The 14,770-nt window shown below is 41.4% G+C and carries 15 protein-coding genes, 8 tRNA genes and 2 pseudogenes; 23 read left to right on the forward strand and 2 right to left on the reverse strand.

The features are described 5' to 3' along the window. Nucleotides 1–31: 31 nt before the first annotated feature. The 13 genes and pseudogenes from acpS (at nt 32) to JCM19038_RS17075 (ending at nt 10,910) form a co-directional block, all read left to right on the forward strand. On the forward strand, nt 32–391 hold the full coding sequence (gene acpS, locus JCM19038_RS17015) for a holo-ACP synthase (protein ID WP_042420384.1): 360 nt from the start codon (nt 32–34) through the stop codon (nt 389–391). 362 nt (nt 392–753) lie between these two features. Then, nucleotides 754–1,782, forward strand: a complete 1,029-nt coding sequence (locus tag JCM19038_RS17020) for an outer membrane lipoprotein carrier protein LolA (protein WP_042420385.1) — start codon at nt 754–756, stop codon at nt 1,780–1,782. Between the two features lie 118 nt (nt 1,783–1,900). After that, entirely contained in the window at nt 1,901–3,037 is a 1,137-nt protein-coding gene (alr, locus tag JCM19038_RS17025; RefSeq protein WP_042420386.1) for an alanine racemase, read from the forward strand. Between the two features lie 147 nt (nt 3,038–3,184). Then, nucleotides 3,185–3,466, forward strand: coding sequence for a CopG family ribbon-helix-helix protein (locus JCM19038_RS17030; RefSeq protein ID WP_042359754.1), 282 nt, complete (start codon nt 3,185–3,187; stop codon nt 3,464–3,466). A 230-nt stretch (nt 3,467–3,696) separates the two neighbouring features. Continuing rightward, the gene (locus JCM19038_RS24765) at nt 3,697–4,545 is read left to right on the forward strand and encodes an STAS domain-containing protein (RefSeq protein WP_042420387.1); all 849 of its coding nucleotides are present in this window, start codon (nt 3,697–3,699) and stop codon (nt 4,543–4,545) included. Beyond that, nucleotides 4,545–4,901: an STAS domain-containing protein gene (locus JCM19038_RS17040; protein WP_042420388.1), complete on the forward strand. Its 357-nt coding sequence runs from the start codon at nt 4,545–4,547 to the stop codon at nt 4,899–4,901. Before JCM19038_RS24765 ends, JCM19038_RS17040 begins: the two co-directional genes overlap by 1 nt. A gap of 5 nt (nt 4,902–4,906) precedes the next feature. Then, a complete protein-coding gene (locus JCM19038_RS17045) occupies nt 4,907–5,320 on the forward strand; it encodes an anti-sigma regulatory factor (RefSeq protein ID WP_042359755.1) in 414 nt (137 codons plus the stop codon). An 18-nt stretch (nt 5,321–5,338) separates the two neighbouring features. Continuing rightward, nucleotides 5,339–6,360, forward strand: a pseudogene (locus JCM19038_RS17050) (PP2C family protein-serine/threonine phosphatase). Nucleotides 6,361–6,463: 103 nt separating this feature from the next. Further along, the gene (locus tag JCM19038_RS17055; RefSeq protein WP_042420389.1) at nt 6,464–6,799 is read left to right on the forward strand and encodes an STAS domain-containing protein; all 336 of its coding nucleotides are present in this window, start codon (nt 6,464–6,466) and stop codon (nt 6,797–6,799) included. Then, complete coding sequence (gene rsbW / locus JCM19038_RS17060) at nt 6,796–7,272, forward strand: anti-sigma B factor RsbW (RefSeq protein WP_042420390.1); 477 nt, start codon at nt 6,796–6,798, stop codon at nt 7,270–7,272. The genes JCM19038_RS17055 and rsbW overlap by 4 nt, the downstream gene beginning before the upstream one ends. Nucleotides 7,273–7,284: 12 nt before the next feature. After that, entirely contained in the window at nt 7,285–8,025 is a 741-nt protein-coding gene (gene sigB / locus JCM19038_RS17065) for an RNA polymerase sigma factor SigB (RefSeq protein WP_042420391.1), read from the forward strand. After that, entirely contained in the window at nt 8,026–8,634 is a 609-nt protein-coding gene (locus JCM19038_RS17070; protein ID WP_052361888.1) for a SpoIIE family protein phosphatase, read from the forward strand. 89 nt (nt 8,635–8,723) lie between these two features. Beyond that, nucleotides 8,724–10,910 (forward strand): Tex family protein, encoded by a 2,187-nt coding sequence (locus JCM19038_RS17075; protein ID WP_042420393.1) that lies wholly within the window; start codon nt 8,724–8,726, stop codon nt 10,908–10,910. A 46-nt stretch (nt 10,911–10,956) separates the two neighbouring features. On the opposite strand, the gene cmpA is transcribed toward JCM19038_RS17075, so the two are convergent. Next, nucleotides 10,957–11,085: a cortex morphogenetic protein CmpA gene (gene cmpA / locus JCM19038_RS22440; protein WP_152549492.1), complete on the reverse strand. Its 129-nt coding sequence runs from the start codon at nt 11,083–11,085 to the stop codon at nt 10,957–10,959. Between the two features lie 108 nt (nt 11,086–11,193). Here cmpA and JCM19038_RS17080 point away from each other — a divergent pair, with 108 nt between their 5' ends. The 9 genes from JCM19038_RS17080 (at nt 11,194) to JCM19038_RS17120 (ending at nt 12,652) form a co-directional block, all read left to right on the forward strand. Continuing rightward, complete coding sequence (locus JCM19038_RS17080; RefSeq protein ID WP_042420395.1) at nt 11,194–11,655, forward strand: SprT family protein; 462 nt, start codon at nt 11,194–11,196, stop codon at nt 11,653–11,655. 163 nt (nt 11,656–11,818) lie between these two features. Next, nucleotides 11,819–11,893 (forward strand) — tRNA-Asn (locus JCM19038_RS17085). 3 nt (nt 11,894–11,896) lie between these two features. Beyond that, nucleotides 11,897–11,987 (forward strand) — tRNA-Ser (locus JCM19038_RS17090). Nucleotides 11,988–12,014: 27 nt separating this feature from the next. Next, nucleotides 12,015–12,088: transfer RNA gene (locus tag JCM19038_RS17095), tRNA-Glu, on the forward strand. A gap of 6 nt (nt 12,089–12,094) precedes the next feature. Beyond that, nucleotides 12,095–12,170 (forward strand) — tRNA-Val (locus tag JCM19038_RS17100). Between the two features lie 68 nt (nt 12,171–12,238). Next, nucleotides 12,239–12,312: transfer RNA gene (locus JCM19038_RS17105), tRNA-Asp, on the forward strand. A gap of 39 nt (nt 12,313–12,351) precedes the next feature. After that, nucleotides 12,352–12,425, forward strand: a tRNA-Gln gene (locus JCM19038_RS17110). A gap of 38 nt (nt 12,426–12,463) precedes the next feature. Further along, nucleotides 12,464–12,549: transfer RNA gene (locus JCM19038_RS17115), tRNA-Leu, on the forward strand. A 15-nt stretch (nt 12,550–12,564) separates the two neighbouring features. Beyond that, nucleotides 12,565–12,652 (forward strand) — tRNA-Leu (locus JCM19038_RS17120). 223 nt (nt 12,653–12,875) lie between these two features. Here the strand turns inward: JCM19038_RS17120 and JCM19038_RS17125 are convergent. Continuing rightward, nucleotides 12,876–14,087, reverse strand: a complete 1,212-nt coding sequence (locus tag JCM19038_RS17125) for a DUF418 domain-containing protein (RefSeq protein WP_052361890.1) — start codon at nt 14,085–14,087, stop codon at nt 12,876–12,878. A gap of 409 nt (nt 14,088–14,496) precedes the next feature. Here JCM19038_RS17125 and rpsN point away from each other — a divergent pair. Continuing rightward, nucleotides 14,497–14,765 (forward strand): annotated as a pseudogene (gene rpsN, locus JCM19038_RS17130) (30S ribosomal protein S14). Nucleotides 14,766–14,770 lie beyond the last annotated feature (5 nt).

Here is a 14,770-nt window from a genome sequence, read left to right on the forward strand (position 1 = left end):
CATTCGAATGAATCGATTAGGAGGATTGACGATGATTATTGGAAATGGAATTGATATCGTTGAATTAGAGAGGATTTCCAAACTGCTTGAACGTCAACCTCGTTTCATCACGCGTGTTCTTACGGCAAACGAACAGCGGAGTTATGCGCAATTATCAAAAAGTCGTAAAATCGAATATGTAGGGGGACGCTTTGCAGCGAAAGAAGCATTTGCAAAAGCATATGGGACAGGAATAGGTTCAGAAATTAGCTTTCAGGACATTGAAATAATTAACAACGAAAATGGCAAGCCGGTGCTCAACTGTACCAAGCTTAAAGAGGCACGAGAAGTGCATGTGAGTGTGTCGCACAGTAAGCATTATGCACTCGCAAATGTCATTATTGAAGCGTAAGTTTTTTAGACAAGCTGGAATAACCGCATAGGTTGTCTCATATGATGTAATGCGGTTAGGAGGGGCCTGAAATGTTGGTAAGAACATGTGATTACGAGTAGTGGAGTGGGAAGCTAGAAACTCAATTCAAGAGATTGCGAGGTGGTGTCGTGATGAAACGATGGTTGAACAACACGTAACTTAGACACGTACTAAACATCTAGATTTTTCTTCATCACGATGACTAACGGACGGAATAAAGGCAATCCATCTCTAAGCATCCAGTGAATAACACTCGTCACTTTCTATTACCACATTTCTTTTTTTACAATGTGATAGGTTCCTCCTTTGTCGTCACATCGAAGACAAAGGAGAGAGGTTTGATGAAAAAGAAGTTCGGATTTTGTACGGTCGCTTTTTTATCGATTGCCTTACTTGCAGCATGCGGAGAAAAATCAGAAGAAGAAGTAGTTGAAGACCTCGGTGAAACACTTCAGACGATGAATGGATATCAAACATCAGCATCGCTTACGATGCAGACGGGCCAAGAACCAAGGGAATACGATGTTCAAATTGCTCACGTTCAAAATGAAGAGAATCGTTATTACCGCGTGGAACTTCAAAATGAGAATGAAGAGCAAAATCAAATGATTTTAAGAAATGACGATGGTGTTTTTCTGTTGACGCCAGCGTTAAACAAAAGCTTTCGTTTTCAAAGTGATTGGCCGAGCAACAACAGTCAAATGTATTTGTATGAATCACTTGTGACCGATATTTTAAGTGATTCAGAGCGTTCCTTTGCCATTGAAGAGGACAAATATGTTTTTGAGACTGTAACAAACTACCAAAATCAGAATCTGCAACAACAAGAAATTGTCTTAAACGATGATCTAACTCCTCATGCAGTGCGGGTATTTGATCAGAATTATGAACCACTCGTTGAAGTTGCTTTCCATGATTTTGAGTTGAATCCTGCAATTGATAGCAGTGAGTTTGATATGGATCGTCACTTACCTGAAGAAGCAGAAGCTCCGGTATCAACAGACGAGGTAACAGAGGATGATGTTTTTGGTGTGTTTATGCCGTCGTATGAGCCTGCAAACACTGAGCTCTCTGAAACGTCTGAGGTTCAAACAGACGATGGGATTCGTGTCATCATGTCCTATGAAGGCGAGCAACCTTTTACAATTATTCAGCAACCGTTATCCATGTCCACTTCTTCAGAAGTAACACTAACTAGAGATATGGGGACAGGAGATCCAATTGATTTAGGTGAAGTGATCGGTATTCAGACTGACAATTCACTCACATGGTCTGTGGATGGTGTGGAGTTTGTGATTGCATCAGATACACTTCACGTCGATGAAATGGCAGCTGTAGCCAGATCAATGACAGCCACCCACGAAAAATAATGGTGAGTCCACGTACGTGGACTCTTTTTTAACGTATTTACTACATATACGATTGACAGCCACAAGAATGCGTAGACATAATGAAGATAGACTAACGAACGCTAGGGGTAGACAGACGATGGAACAATTGTATCGAGAAACTTGGATTGAAGTGGATACAGAAGCAATTAAACAAAACGTAGCATCTCTAGATTGGTTGCATCATGGTGAACGCCAAATCATGGCGGTCGTAAAAGCAAACGGGTATGGTCACGGAGCCATTGAAGTTGCAAAAGCTGCACTTGATGGCGGAGCAACGGTTTTAGGGACTGCGCTCCTTGAAGAAGCGATTGAATTGCGTGAAGGCGGAATAGTAGCGCCAATTGTTGTACTAGGACGTACTGACGCAAGTGGTGCAGGCGTAGCTGCAAAGCTAGACATTGCACTCGCAACATTTCAGCGAGAATGGTTAGTTTCGGCTAAGGAACATATTGAACCAGGTCACTCGCTCAAATTACACGTGAAGTATGACACCGGCATGGGAAGAATTGGTGTAAGATCGATTGAAGAAGTTCAAGAAGTTTTAACAGCGATTGATGAAGAAGCCAGCTTAGAATTAGAAGGACTTTTTACGCATTTTGCAACCGCAGATGAACTAGATCTTACCTATTATAAAGAGCAACAACATCGATTTGACGAGCTAGTCTGTGTACTAAGAAGAGAGAATAGGTACATCCCACTTATTCATTGTGCAAATAGTGCCGCAAGTATGAGGTTTAAAGATGCTTGTTATAACATGGTTCGTTTTGGCATATCGATGTATGGATTGTTACCTGCAACGGATTTAAAAGCGGAGTTACCTTTTTCGTTGGCTCCAGCGCTTTCTTTATATAGTCATTTGTCGCATGTAAAACATGTAAACTCAGGAAGTAAAATTAGTTATGGAGGAACGTACACAGCCACACAAGATGAGTGGATTGGAACGGTACCGATCGGATATGGTGATGGCTGGATTCGTAGTAATGCGAATGGTGGAGAAGTCATTATCGATGGGGTGCGTTTGCCGATAATCGGCCGCATTTGTATGGATCAAATGATGGTGCGTCTTCCCAATGAAATGCCCGTCGGGCAACGGGTTACATTAATTGGTGAGGATAATAAAGAACGCATTACGATCGAAGAGATCGCTGATCGTTTAGGTACGATTACGTATGAAATTCCATGTCTAATTACAAACCGTGTTCCTAGACAATATGTTCAAAAAACATTGTCGTAATTTGAAGGAATTATGCGAGTGACGGAGAAAGGATTAAGAGAGGTACAAGTAGATTTATTGTTCTGTAATGCTTTTGCAATGAAAGACAGTCAATGCTATTATTGATAAAGGACATTACAGGGACTATAGTGTTGGAGGTGTCTTACATTGTCTAATGATCGTTCTAGACAAATTACGATTAGCCTTCCCCAATATTTATTGCAAGAGGTGGACAATATGATTAAGTATGATGGTGTTGAACGCAACGAATTTATCCATCAAGCCGCAACTAAATATTTGTACGAACACAAAGCTGAAGGTGTTCGTGAGCACATGCAACAAGGATATCTTGAAATGGCTACCATTAACTTGTCAATTGCTTCCGAATCTTTTGGCTTAGAGGAAGAGTGTGAAATGAAGATGGGGAGAAGGTTAGTCAGCGGTATTTAATAAAGAGAATTATGGCGTTATTATTCTAGATCTTATCCCATTTCTATAATGTTTCTTATTCGTTGCCAACGTATTTTCGTGTGGCAGCTTTTTCTTATTGGATAAAGACAAACCTATCAGCAGTTGTGAGTTGCTTTCAAGGGCACAAAATGGAATAATGAGAATAGCGTACCCTGTGCGTAATTCTGTCAGGTGACAAGATTTTGTTAATGACGGTGGTGTGACTGATTATGCGTTCAATCGTATTACAACATATGATCGACAACAAGGATCACTATATTGAGCAGTGGAGAGTTTCGTTTGGCGAATTATTATTTTCCCGCTCTGAATCCACGATTAAACCTCAATATATTCAGGATGAAATGAAAGAAGAGTTTGTTTCAGTAATTTTCGATACACTTACTATGGACAGGCATTCTAGGCGAGCGGTTGTAAAGCGTTTTGCAGAGCGACTCATTCACGATGGCTGGGTCGTAAGTGAATTTATTATGAGCTTACAAAGGCTACGTCGCATTGTGATGAAAGACTTGTCCAATCATTACGATAAGGAAAAGTTTGTTGATCTGTCCGGTGAGCTTGAAGATTGGCTAGATGAACAAATTACCGATTTAACAACCGAATTTGCGAAGAATCACGAAGAAGTGAAAGCCATACAGAACGTTGCTTTAAAGGAGTTATCAGCTCCGCTTATACCTGTTTTCGATAAAATCGTCGTTATGCCATTGATTGGAACGATTGATACGAAACGAGCTTCGCAAATTATGGAGAATTTATTAGATGGTATTATCGAACATCGTGCGCAAGTCGTGCTCATTGATATTACAGGAGTGCCTCTTGTAGATACGATGGTTGCACATCATATTATTCGTGCATCAGAGGCTGTTAGGCTAGTTGGTGCAGAGTGTCTACTCGTCGGGATTCGACCAGAGATCGCACAAACCATAGTTAATTTGGGAATTGATCTTGGGAACTTTACGACAAAGAGTACGCTTAAGAAGGGTGTAGAAGCGGCGTTGCAAATGACACATCGCGATATTATTACAAATGAAGAGCCTGTTACGGGTGGAGGGTTGAATTAATGCGTATTCCTATACTCAAACTGGGTCGTTACTTGTTAATTTCGGTACAAGTAGAATTAGATGACCAAACTGCGCTACAGTTTCAAGAAGATTTATTAAATAAGATCCATCAAGAAGGCTCACTAGGGGTAGTCATTGATTTAACATCGGTCGATATGATTGATTCATTTATCGCGAAAGTGATTGGTGATGTTGTTGAGATGTCTAGTTTGATGGGGGCAAAAGTTGTTTTGACAGGTATTCAGCCTGCAGTAGCCATTACTTTGATTGATATGGGGGTTTCTCTTCAGGAAGTGCAAACAGCACTTGACCTGGAGCAAGGTCTTGAGCGATTGCAACAGGAATTGGGGGGTTGACGTATATGAGTAACCATTCCTGTATTGAAATAGCCAATGAATGGGGGATTGTTTCTGCTCGCCAGGCAGGTCGTGAGCTTTCCAAAGAGATTGGTTTTGGGAGTGTGGATCAAGCAAGAATTACGACAGCCATCTCAGAGCTTGCAAGAAACATTTACTTGTACACTGAAATCGGTAAGATTGATTTAGAAGAAATTAGTGATAATCATAAAAACGGGAAAGTCCGTGGAATAAAAGTCGTTGCTAGTGATAAAGGTCCGGGAATTGAGAACCTTCGTGATGTTATGATAGATGGCTTTACGACTTCCGGAGGTTTAGGAGCAGGTTTGCCAGGTGTAAAGCGTCTAATGGATGAATTCGACATCGAGTCAATACCTGGGGAAGGAACTACGATTACGACGATTAAGTGGCTCCGTTAGAAGGAAGGATGTTCGGAGATGGACACTTACGAAACGCTACAACAGAGCTATAAAGAGATTTTGTTTAGTTTCTTACAGAAGAAAAACGAACAAAGCTTATATGATGCTCAACAGTTCAGTAAAAAAGTGTTAGAGGAAAAAGTTTCTCCTGAAGAAATCGTTAGTATACATCTCGAGGTGATTCAGGAGCTCTATCCGGATATCCCCCCTGAGACACAAGAATCATTTGAGTTTTTACTTGAAGTGATGATCGGTTATGGAATGGCTTATCGAGAGCATCAAATTCTTCGTAATCGTCAAAAGGAACTGGAATCTGAGATTGATGTTGCTGCGAACATGCAACATACCCTTCTGCCAAGTGAGATTCCAGATGTCAAAGAATTAGATATTGGTGTAATTACAGTGCCGGCATCAAAGATGAGCGGAGATTATTATCACGTTATAAAGGATGCGAATGGATTTATCGGTGTAGCCATTGCTGACATTATTGGAAAAGGAATTCCTGCTGCACTTTGTATGTCAATGATTAAGTATGCAATGGACAGCATGCCGAATTCAATTTTGCAACCAGGACAACTTCTCGAAACGTTAAACCGCACCATTGAACAGAACATTGCTTCTCATATGTTTGTGACAATGATGTATGGAAGCTATGATCCAAAGTCTCACGTCTTCTATTATGGTGGGGCAGGTCATGAACCGGGCTTTTATTACAGCGAACAACAAGATCACTTTGAAGAGCTATATGCAAAAGGATTAGCACTTGGAATTTCAAAGGATGCGAAGTATCGTGAGTTTAGTCGTGAAATGTACGAAGGTGATTTTGTCGTTCTCCTTTCAGATGGCGTTACAGAATGTCGCACAGAAGAACGATTTATCGAACGTGAAGAAATTACGGCTCTCATTAGAAAATATAAGCATTTAAGTGCCCAAAAATCGTCGATAACGTCTATCGTGACTTAGAACGTTGGCAAGAATTTCAACTACGAGACGATTTCACTTTAATTATAGTAAGAAGAAAGTTTAAAAAGAATACGTGATGGGTATATAATAACTGCGGCCTTAGGCCGTTTTTATTTATCATAAGATGATTAAGCATTCATTATATATTTCGTACGATTGATCGGGGAGGGGAATAACGTCATGAAACTTGACTTAAGAACAGAGGATATGAAGGCAGCTAATGCTAAGAAATTATATGTTGCAGGAGAAATTGACGCTTATACAGCACCGCAACTTAAAGAGGCATTATCACAGTTAACATCAAGAGATCAAGGCATTACAGTCGTTGATCTTGAAGGTGTAGACTATATTGATAGTACGGGACTCGGAATTTTTGTAGGTGCACTTAAAGATACGCATAGTCATGAGGGGCAATTCAAGATCGTTTCCTTAAACAGTCGCGTAAAACGGCTCTTCTCAATTACAGGACTAGATGAGGTTATGGATATCGACGAAAAGGAGGGGGCCAATCAATGAGCTCGAAGAATGACAGCATAGAAATGAGCGTACCTGCGAAAGCAGAATATATTGGAATCCTCCGCTTAACCGCATCAGGGATTGCGAACCGGGTAGGCTATTCTTACGATGTAATTGAAGACATTAAAGTATCGATGGCAGAAGCATGTACGAACGTTGTAGATCATGCTTACAACGATGGAAGCGGCGATATTAAAGTGAAGTTCGACCTGTACAATGATTATCTTCAAATCCAAGTTTCAGATGAAGGAACGGAGAAGAAGACGCTTGCTAAGTCAAATGGGCCTGTTGATGCGAACAAGCCAATTGAGGAGTTACAGGAAGGAGGCCTTGGGCTCTTCCTTATTGAAACGTTGATGGACGAGGTTGAAATTACGCAAGATAATGGTGTAACGATCACAATGAAGAAGTTCGTACAGAGGGATGAGGTGGCTCAAGGTGCCGATGGAGTCGAAACGACAGCCAACAACTAAGCTGAAGAGCCAATTTATGACTTAATAGCGCAATATCAAGCTGGCGCAGACGAAGAAGTCCAAACGAAGCTCGTCTTGCACTATGAGTCGCTTGTCCAGTCATTAGCTCGTAAGTTTTCCCGAGGGCAAGGTCACGATGATGACCTTTACCAAGTCGGGATGATCGGTTTACTGGCAGCGTTACGACGTTATGACACTTCTTTTAATCGCTCGTTTGAATCATTTGCTGTACCTACAATCGTCGGAGAGATTAAACGTATCCGAGATAAAACGTGGAGTGTGCACGTACCAAGAAGAATTAAAGAGCTTGGACCGCGAATTAAGAAGGCAGTTGAAGAGCTTACAACGGAATTGCAACGTTCGCCGCTCGTGAACGAAATCGCTGCTCGGTTAGAAGTGACGGAAGAAGAAGTGTTAGAGACGATGGAGATGGGTAAGAGTTATCAAGCATTATCTGTCGATCGATCTATCGAAGCCGATTCAGAAGGAAGTGCCGTTACACTTCTAGATTTGGTCGGCAGCCACGATGAAGGGTTTGAACAAACAGATCAGCAGTTGTTGCTCGAGAAAGCATTTGCTGTACTCACTGACCGCGAGAAGGAAATTCTTAAATGCACGTATTTTGATAACTTAAGCCAGAAAGAAACTGGCGACTTGCTTAACATCTCTCAAATGCACGTTTCAAGACTTCAACGAAGAGCTTTGCAAAAGCTACGCGAATCCATTCGTGTTGAGCCATCGGAGTGTTATTGAATGGGAAAAATAATCGAGGAACAATATGAGAATGCAGTAACTGCAGCATTTCAAGCCGGAAAAGGCGGCAATCCAGTTTGTGGTGATATGTTCATTACTGTTGAAACCGATCGTTACTTTCTCACTGCGCTTGCAGATGGACTAGGGAGTGGCAAAAGTGCTAGGCGTTCATCGGAACTTGCGATGAACGTCATTGAGAAGCACTTTGATGCTCCAATGGAAGAATTATTCGCGAACGTTAATCAAGCGCTCGCCCATGAGCGCGGAGTCGTACTAACTGTCATTCGAATTGATTATGAGCGAAATCAGATTACATGTGGGAATATCGGCAATGTTGAATGCTTATTGATGATCGATCAAAAGGACGTCATGAGAATTATCCCAACGACAGGTTTTCTCTCAGGCAGATCTTATAAAGCTCGTGTTCATCATTTCAGCTTTAAACAAAACGTCGGCTTCCTTTTACATTCTGATGGAGTTTCAAAGCAAACGCATCGCTATGAACTTCAAGCTTCTCGCCTTTCACCGACAGCCGTCGTTGAACGGTTGAAAGAAGAGATGGCTATTGATAAAGATGATGTGACAATAGTGTCAGGTTATGTACATTGAAACGCAGCGAGCGACGTTGCGTTTTTTTTTGCTTTCAAAAATATGGTAAAGTACAAAGTATAGTGACTCAGCCAGAGGAGGCAATGGACATGTTCAAGTCTACGGGCCAAGAAGAGATTGTATCCAGAATTGCAATAAGCACAGGGGTAAATGAAAAGTATACGAATGCGATTATTCAGCTTAGTGAGGAAGGCAATACAATTCCATTTATTGCTCGCTATCGTAAAGAGCAAACAGGAAATGCCGATGAAACCAACATAAAAGCAATCTTAGATCTTTTCCAATACGAGAACCAATTGGAAGATCGAAAGCAAGAAGTCTATCGCTTAATTGACGAACAAGATAAATTAACGCCTGAATTATCGAAGAACATACATGAGGCGAGAAAGTTACAAACGTTAGAAGATCTTTATCGTCCATATAAACAAAAGAAACGCACACGTGCGACGATTGCGAAAGAGAAGGGGCTAGAACCGCTTGCTAAGCGAATTTACGAGCATCCTAAGGAGATGAATGTAAAAGAAGAAGCAAACGGCTACTTAAGTGAAGAGCATAAATTAAACAATGTAGACACTGTTATTGCTGGTGCTTTAGATATTATTTCCGAGTGGATTTCTGATGAAGCAACCATCCGTCAGAAAATCCGTACATTTACGTATTCAAATGGTACGTTAAAAACATCAATGAAGAAAAATGCAGAAGACGAAGAAAGTGTCTTTGAAATGTATTATGAATTCGAAGAAAGAATTAAAAACATCCCATCGTATCGCGTACTTGCAGTAAATCGTGGAGAAAAAGAAAATGTCTTGAAAGTGACGATTGATGTTCAGCGGGAGCGAATTGAGGAATTAATGGAAAAGCAAATCATAAAACGCTTCGGTTCTCCTGCTGTTGATTATATGAAAGAAGCAATTGCTGACAGTTACAAACGATTGATTGCACCGTCCATTGAGAGAGAGATTCGTAATGAATTAACTGATACTGCTGAAGATAAAGCAATCCAGGTCTTCTCAGGTAACTTAAAACAGCTCTTGCTGCAACCACCTTTTCTTAATAAAGTCGTGCTCGGTGTAGACCCTGCCTACCGAACAGGGTGTAAACTTGCCGTTGTTGATGGAACTGGAAAAGTATTAGATACAGGAGTCATATATCCAACACCACCAAGAAATGACACCGCTAATGCTGCGAAGAAAGTGACGCAGTGGGTACAAAAGTACCAGGTCGATATGATTGCTATCGGAAACGGGACAGCTTCAAGAGAGACAGAAGCGTTTATTGCCGATGTGATTGCAGATCAGCAATTGGAGCTTCACTACTTAATTGTGAACGAAGCAGGAGCAAGTGTGTACTCAGCTTCAGATCAAGCGAGGTCAGAATTCCCGCAATTAGAAGTTGAAGAGCGAAGCGCCATTTCCATTGCAAGGAGACTACAAGACCCGTTATCTGAACTCGTTAAAATTGATCCGAAATCAATTGGGGTCGGTCAATATCAACATGACGTACAAGCAGGCAAGCTTTCAGGAAGCCTTGACTTTGTCGTTGAGACTGCAGTAAACCTCGTTGGGGTCAATGTAAATACTGCTTCTTCAAGCTTGCTACAATACGTTGCAGGTCTTAATCAGAAGGTTGCTCAATTGATCGTGACGTATCGTGAAGAGAATGGGCAGTATCGCACGCGTAAGGATTTAAAGAATGTGCCTAGACTAGGTGCTAAAACGTATGAACAGGCCGCAGGTTTTCTGCGTATTATTGAAGGTGAAGATCCACTTGATCAAACACCAATTCACCCAGAGAGCTACACGGTGACACGTAAATTACTGAAAGACATGAACATTAACGTTCAAACATTGGGTAAAGCCGATACGAAAGAAAAGCTACAATCGCTAAATCGTATCGAGATCGCAGAAAGCTTAGACGTCGGTTCAATGACGCTAAATGACATTCTTGATGCCCTAATTCGACCGAATCGTGACCCTCGAGAAGATATGCCTAAGCCGATCTTGAAATCAGGCGTAATGGCTATGGAAGACTTAGAAGAGGGAATGGAACTCGAAGGAACCGTGCGGAACGTCGTCGATTTTGGAGCCTTCATTGATATCGGGGTGAAGCAAGATGGTTTAGTTCATATTTCCAAACTTGCTGATCGCTTCGTGAGAAATCCACAAGACGTTGTGGCAGTTGGGGATATTGTAACCGTTTGGGTTGAACAAGTCGACCAGAAAAAAGGTAGAATAGCGCTTACGATGTTAGCACCTAAAAAAGCCGTCCGATCCTAATAAAGAAGCCAAAGTTACGATAACTTTGGCTTCTTTATCTTCATTGTTATGATTGAAAGAACGTATCTTGGTTTTTTCTGAGGTATGAATACCAGCATTGATTAAGCATGACAATTTCATGGTGGTTTTTTTCGAAATAAGCTTTTTCAAGCTGCTTTCTAAGCCAATAAGGCATGATTCTTTTCCCCTCCTTGTGGTAAAATCAGATTCACAGAAGGCGTTTCACTAGTATATGTTCTTTAGCTTGTATACGTTGACGGTTAATTCGAGAGGTGATGTGGTTATGACAAATGAAGAACTTCAACAGTGGACGGAACGGTTATCAAAGGATCGTTTCTATAAACCATTTAATCACACGATCACATTCAATCGTCGATTAAGAACGACAGGTGGGCGTTATTTGTTACATACGCACAACATCGAAATGAACCCGAAGCAATTGGAGCACTTTGGGATTGAAGAATTTGAGAAGATCATTCTTCATGAGCTCTGTCATTATCACCTACATATAGAAGGGAAAGGCTATCAACATAAAGACGCAAGTTTCAAACAGTTGTTGAATCAAGTTGGAGGAAGCAGGTATTGTAACCTTGTCCCTGGAACGTACAAACCATTGGTATATAAGTATTTTTACCAATGTGTGAAGTGCAATCAAACGTATCGACGCAAACGGCAAATGGATGTGAATCGGTATGTTTGTGGACGGTGTAAAGGGAAATTAAAAAAAGTTAATGAAAACCGTTGACGGTATTTGATAGCCTGTGCTATATTATAAAAGTCGCCAAGAGAGAAACACAAAACGACAGCAACACTTAAAAAAATACATAAAAAAGTTGTTGACATAACAACAACGACCATGATAAGATATTACTTGCCTGTTACGAAATGAACGGACAAGCAAACAACATTCCACAGTAGCTCAGTGGTAGAGCAACCGGCTGTTAACCGGTAGGTCGCTGGTTCGAATCCTGCCTGTGGAGCCATTCGGAGAAGTACTCAAGTGGCTGAAGAGGCGCCCCTGCTAAGGGTGTAGGTCGCGAAAGCGGCGCGAGGGTTCAAATCCCTCCTTCTCCGCCATTGAAACTTTGTGAATTTGACAAGCATGGCCCGTTGGTCAAGGGTTAAGACACCGCCCTTTCACGGCGGTAACGCGGGTTCGAATCCCGCACGGGTCACCATTTATCGGAGGGTTAGCTCAGCTGGGAGAGCATCTGCCTTACAAGCAGGGGGTCGGCGGTTCGATCCCGTCACCCTCCACCATTTTCACTTGAATGAGTGAATAGGAAACGCTGCATTTGCAGAAGTTAATAGAGAGAATTTTTATAAGTGGGCCTGTGGTGTAGCGGTTAACATGCCTGCCTGTCACGCAGGAGATCGCGGGTTCGATCCGTCAGGCCCGCCATTTATAGAAAATCCAATCCTTGTAAACATAATGGAATAGTGGCCATAGCCAAGCGGTAAGGCATCGGATTTTGATTCCGTGATGCGCTGGTTCGAATCCAGCTGGCCCAGCCATTTTAATTACAGTTTGCCTAAGTAACATTTACACACATGCGGGTGTGGCGGAATTGGCAGACGCGCTAGACTTAGGATCTAGTGTCCTTGTGACGTGGGGGTTCAAGTCCCTCCACCCGCACCATATTTATACCAAGACGCGGTTGTGGCGGAATGGCAGACGCGCTAGGTTGAGGGCCTAGTGGGAGTTAAATCCCGTGGTGGTTCAAGTCCACTCAACCGCACCATTCATATAAACGAAGCAATACCAACGCAATTGAGCGGGTGGTATTTTTTGTGTCTTCATTTCCAAGTGGAAATGAAGACTTTTTTATTCACCAACTTACTTAAGGGCATATTTTAGAAGTGCTCAAATAGGGAATTGAAGTCGCTGACTTAAGTGAGATAAGCATCGATCTTTTAAAAGCGTGGCTCTTCGGAAATTGAAGAATCACGCTTTGAATTTAAACACTATTTATATACAAGCTTGCGCAGGAGAAAATCTAATGGTCCAGGTATTCTTTTTTTAGCCATTATCGTTGCAATAACTAAACCTAACAGCCAGACGAACAGTGCGATTAGTAAAGCACCAGTACTGTGTAATGATGCTCCTAGGCCAAGAGCAACTGGAGATAATAAGATGACTAACATTGTTTCATTGAAAACATAAAAGGTCAATGAGCGACGCCCTAATGCTTGGAGGGATCGAGTGATGAGTCCTGCTTGCTTTACAGACGACCCGATCAGCCCAAATATTCCCATATAACCTAGTCCGCCTGCGATTCCTGTTATGATTTGCAAGAAGGTCATGAATCCTTCCATTTGAGGGGTTGTGATCCACATACCAACACTAATCAATGCTAAAGGTAGGGCACCAACAATCGACACGGTTGTTCCGATTATAGCCATACGCTTCAACCAATTGCGATGCAGTTTCGCATCCAGTAAGTTTCTATGCCCTGCCCAGACACCAATCAAAAGAGTTAATAGCATTGGGTACATAACAAGCTGTCCGAGCATACCGATTGGTAAATTAATAACGTTATAGAATAGTGCTTCGACATAAGTCCCCGGCGTTAAGCTTCCACGACTTGGTGTTTCTACATTAGCGATATCTGTAATCACAGAGAATATCACCCATATAATAGGCAAAACGATCACAAAAAACAAACTCATAAAGACTAATGCATGGGTAAGAACTTTATCTTTCTTAAATAAGATCCACCCAATAAGGAAGGTTGAAATTCCGTAGACGAAGAGAATGTCAATTCCGCCAATAAATACAGCATGTATGATACCAAAGAGTATAAGAAATAACGCTCTTCGTCTTATTAACTGTTTTGATTTTCTTTCTAACATCCCGCTCTCTGTTTGTCGCCTTACCATCATTGCGAGTCCATAACCAAACAGAAGTGCAAATAAAGGCAAACCACGGTTGGCGACGAACAAAGTACTGAAGAAATTGGTTACATCATCTACAAGTGTTCCTCCAAGAGGACGACCGATTTGTGTTGTTTCAGTTGCGACTACCCACAACGTTGCATGTGCGATCGCAATAATAAGCAACATAAATCCCCGGGCTAGATCAGGGGCTAATAAACGTCCATCTGTATTTCCATGTAACGAGTGCTGAGGATTGGTCGACCGCTTTACAATTGATCCAGAATCTTTAGTTCCAGACATGCTTGCATCACTTCCTTTAAATAGTAAACGTTTAGCGAATGACTTGTTTTAAGTATCGTGGAAAGTACAACAGGATTCAGCTGTTTTGTCATGAAAGGGGGGAGTTTGAGACTGAAGGGGGTAATACTCTGTAACTTTGGTTTGCTTAAATGCTCTTAAATAACAAATACGAGTGATCATTTACTAACAAAAAGCCCTCATTACAAATTTGAAATGAGCTTTTTGTATGTTTAATTCTTCTTTCTACATCATTCAAAGTACTTTTTTAAATGTAAGCAAAGGTTTGATGGATAAGGATTTCTAGCTATCGTTTCATTCGCTGATCAAAAAAAGTAATTGACACGAGAGGGAAAGTTATTTAATCTATAAATCGTAATCGTTACGATTAAAGAAAGGGGTACTAAAAAGTTTGGCAAAAAAATCTAAAGTCGCAAAAGAGCGTAAACGTCAAGAATTGGTTGCAACCTATGCAGAACGTCGAAGAGAACTCAAAGAAAAAGGAGATTATGAAGCATTGAGAAATTTGCCGAGGGATTCTTCTCCGACGAGGTTAAAGAATCGATGTGAAATTACCGGTCGCCTAGGGGATACATGAGAAAGTATAAGATGTCTCGGATTGCCTTTCGAGAATTAGCTCATAAAGGTCAACTACCAGGAGTTAAAAAAGCAAGTTGGTAATAATT

Source organism: Geomicrobium sp. JCM 19038 (assembly GCF_000698125.1).
In the GTDB taxonomy this organism is placed as follows: domain Bacteria; phylum Bacillota; class Bacilli; order Bacillales; family Marinococcaceae; genus Geomicrobium_A.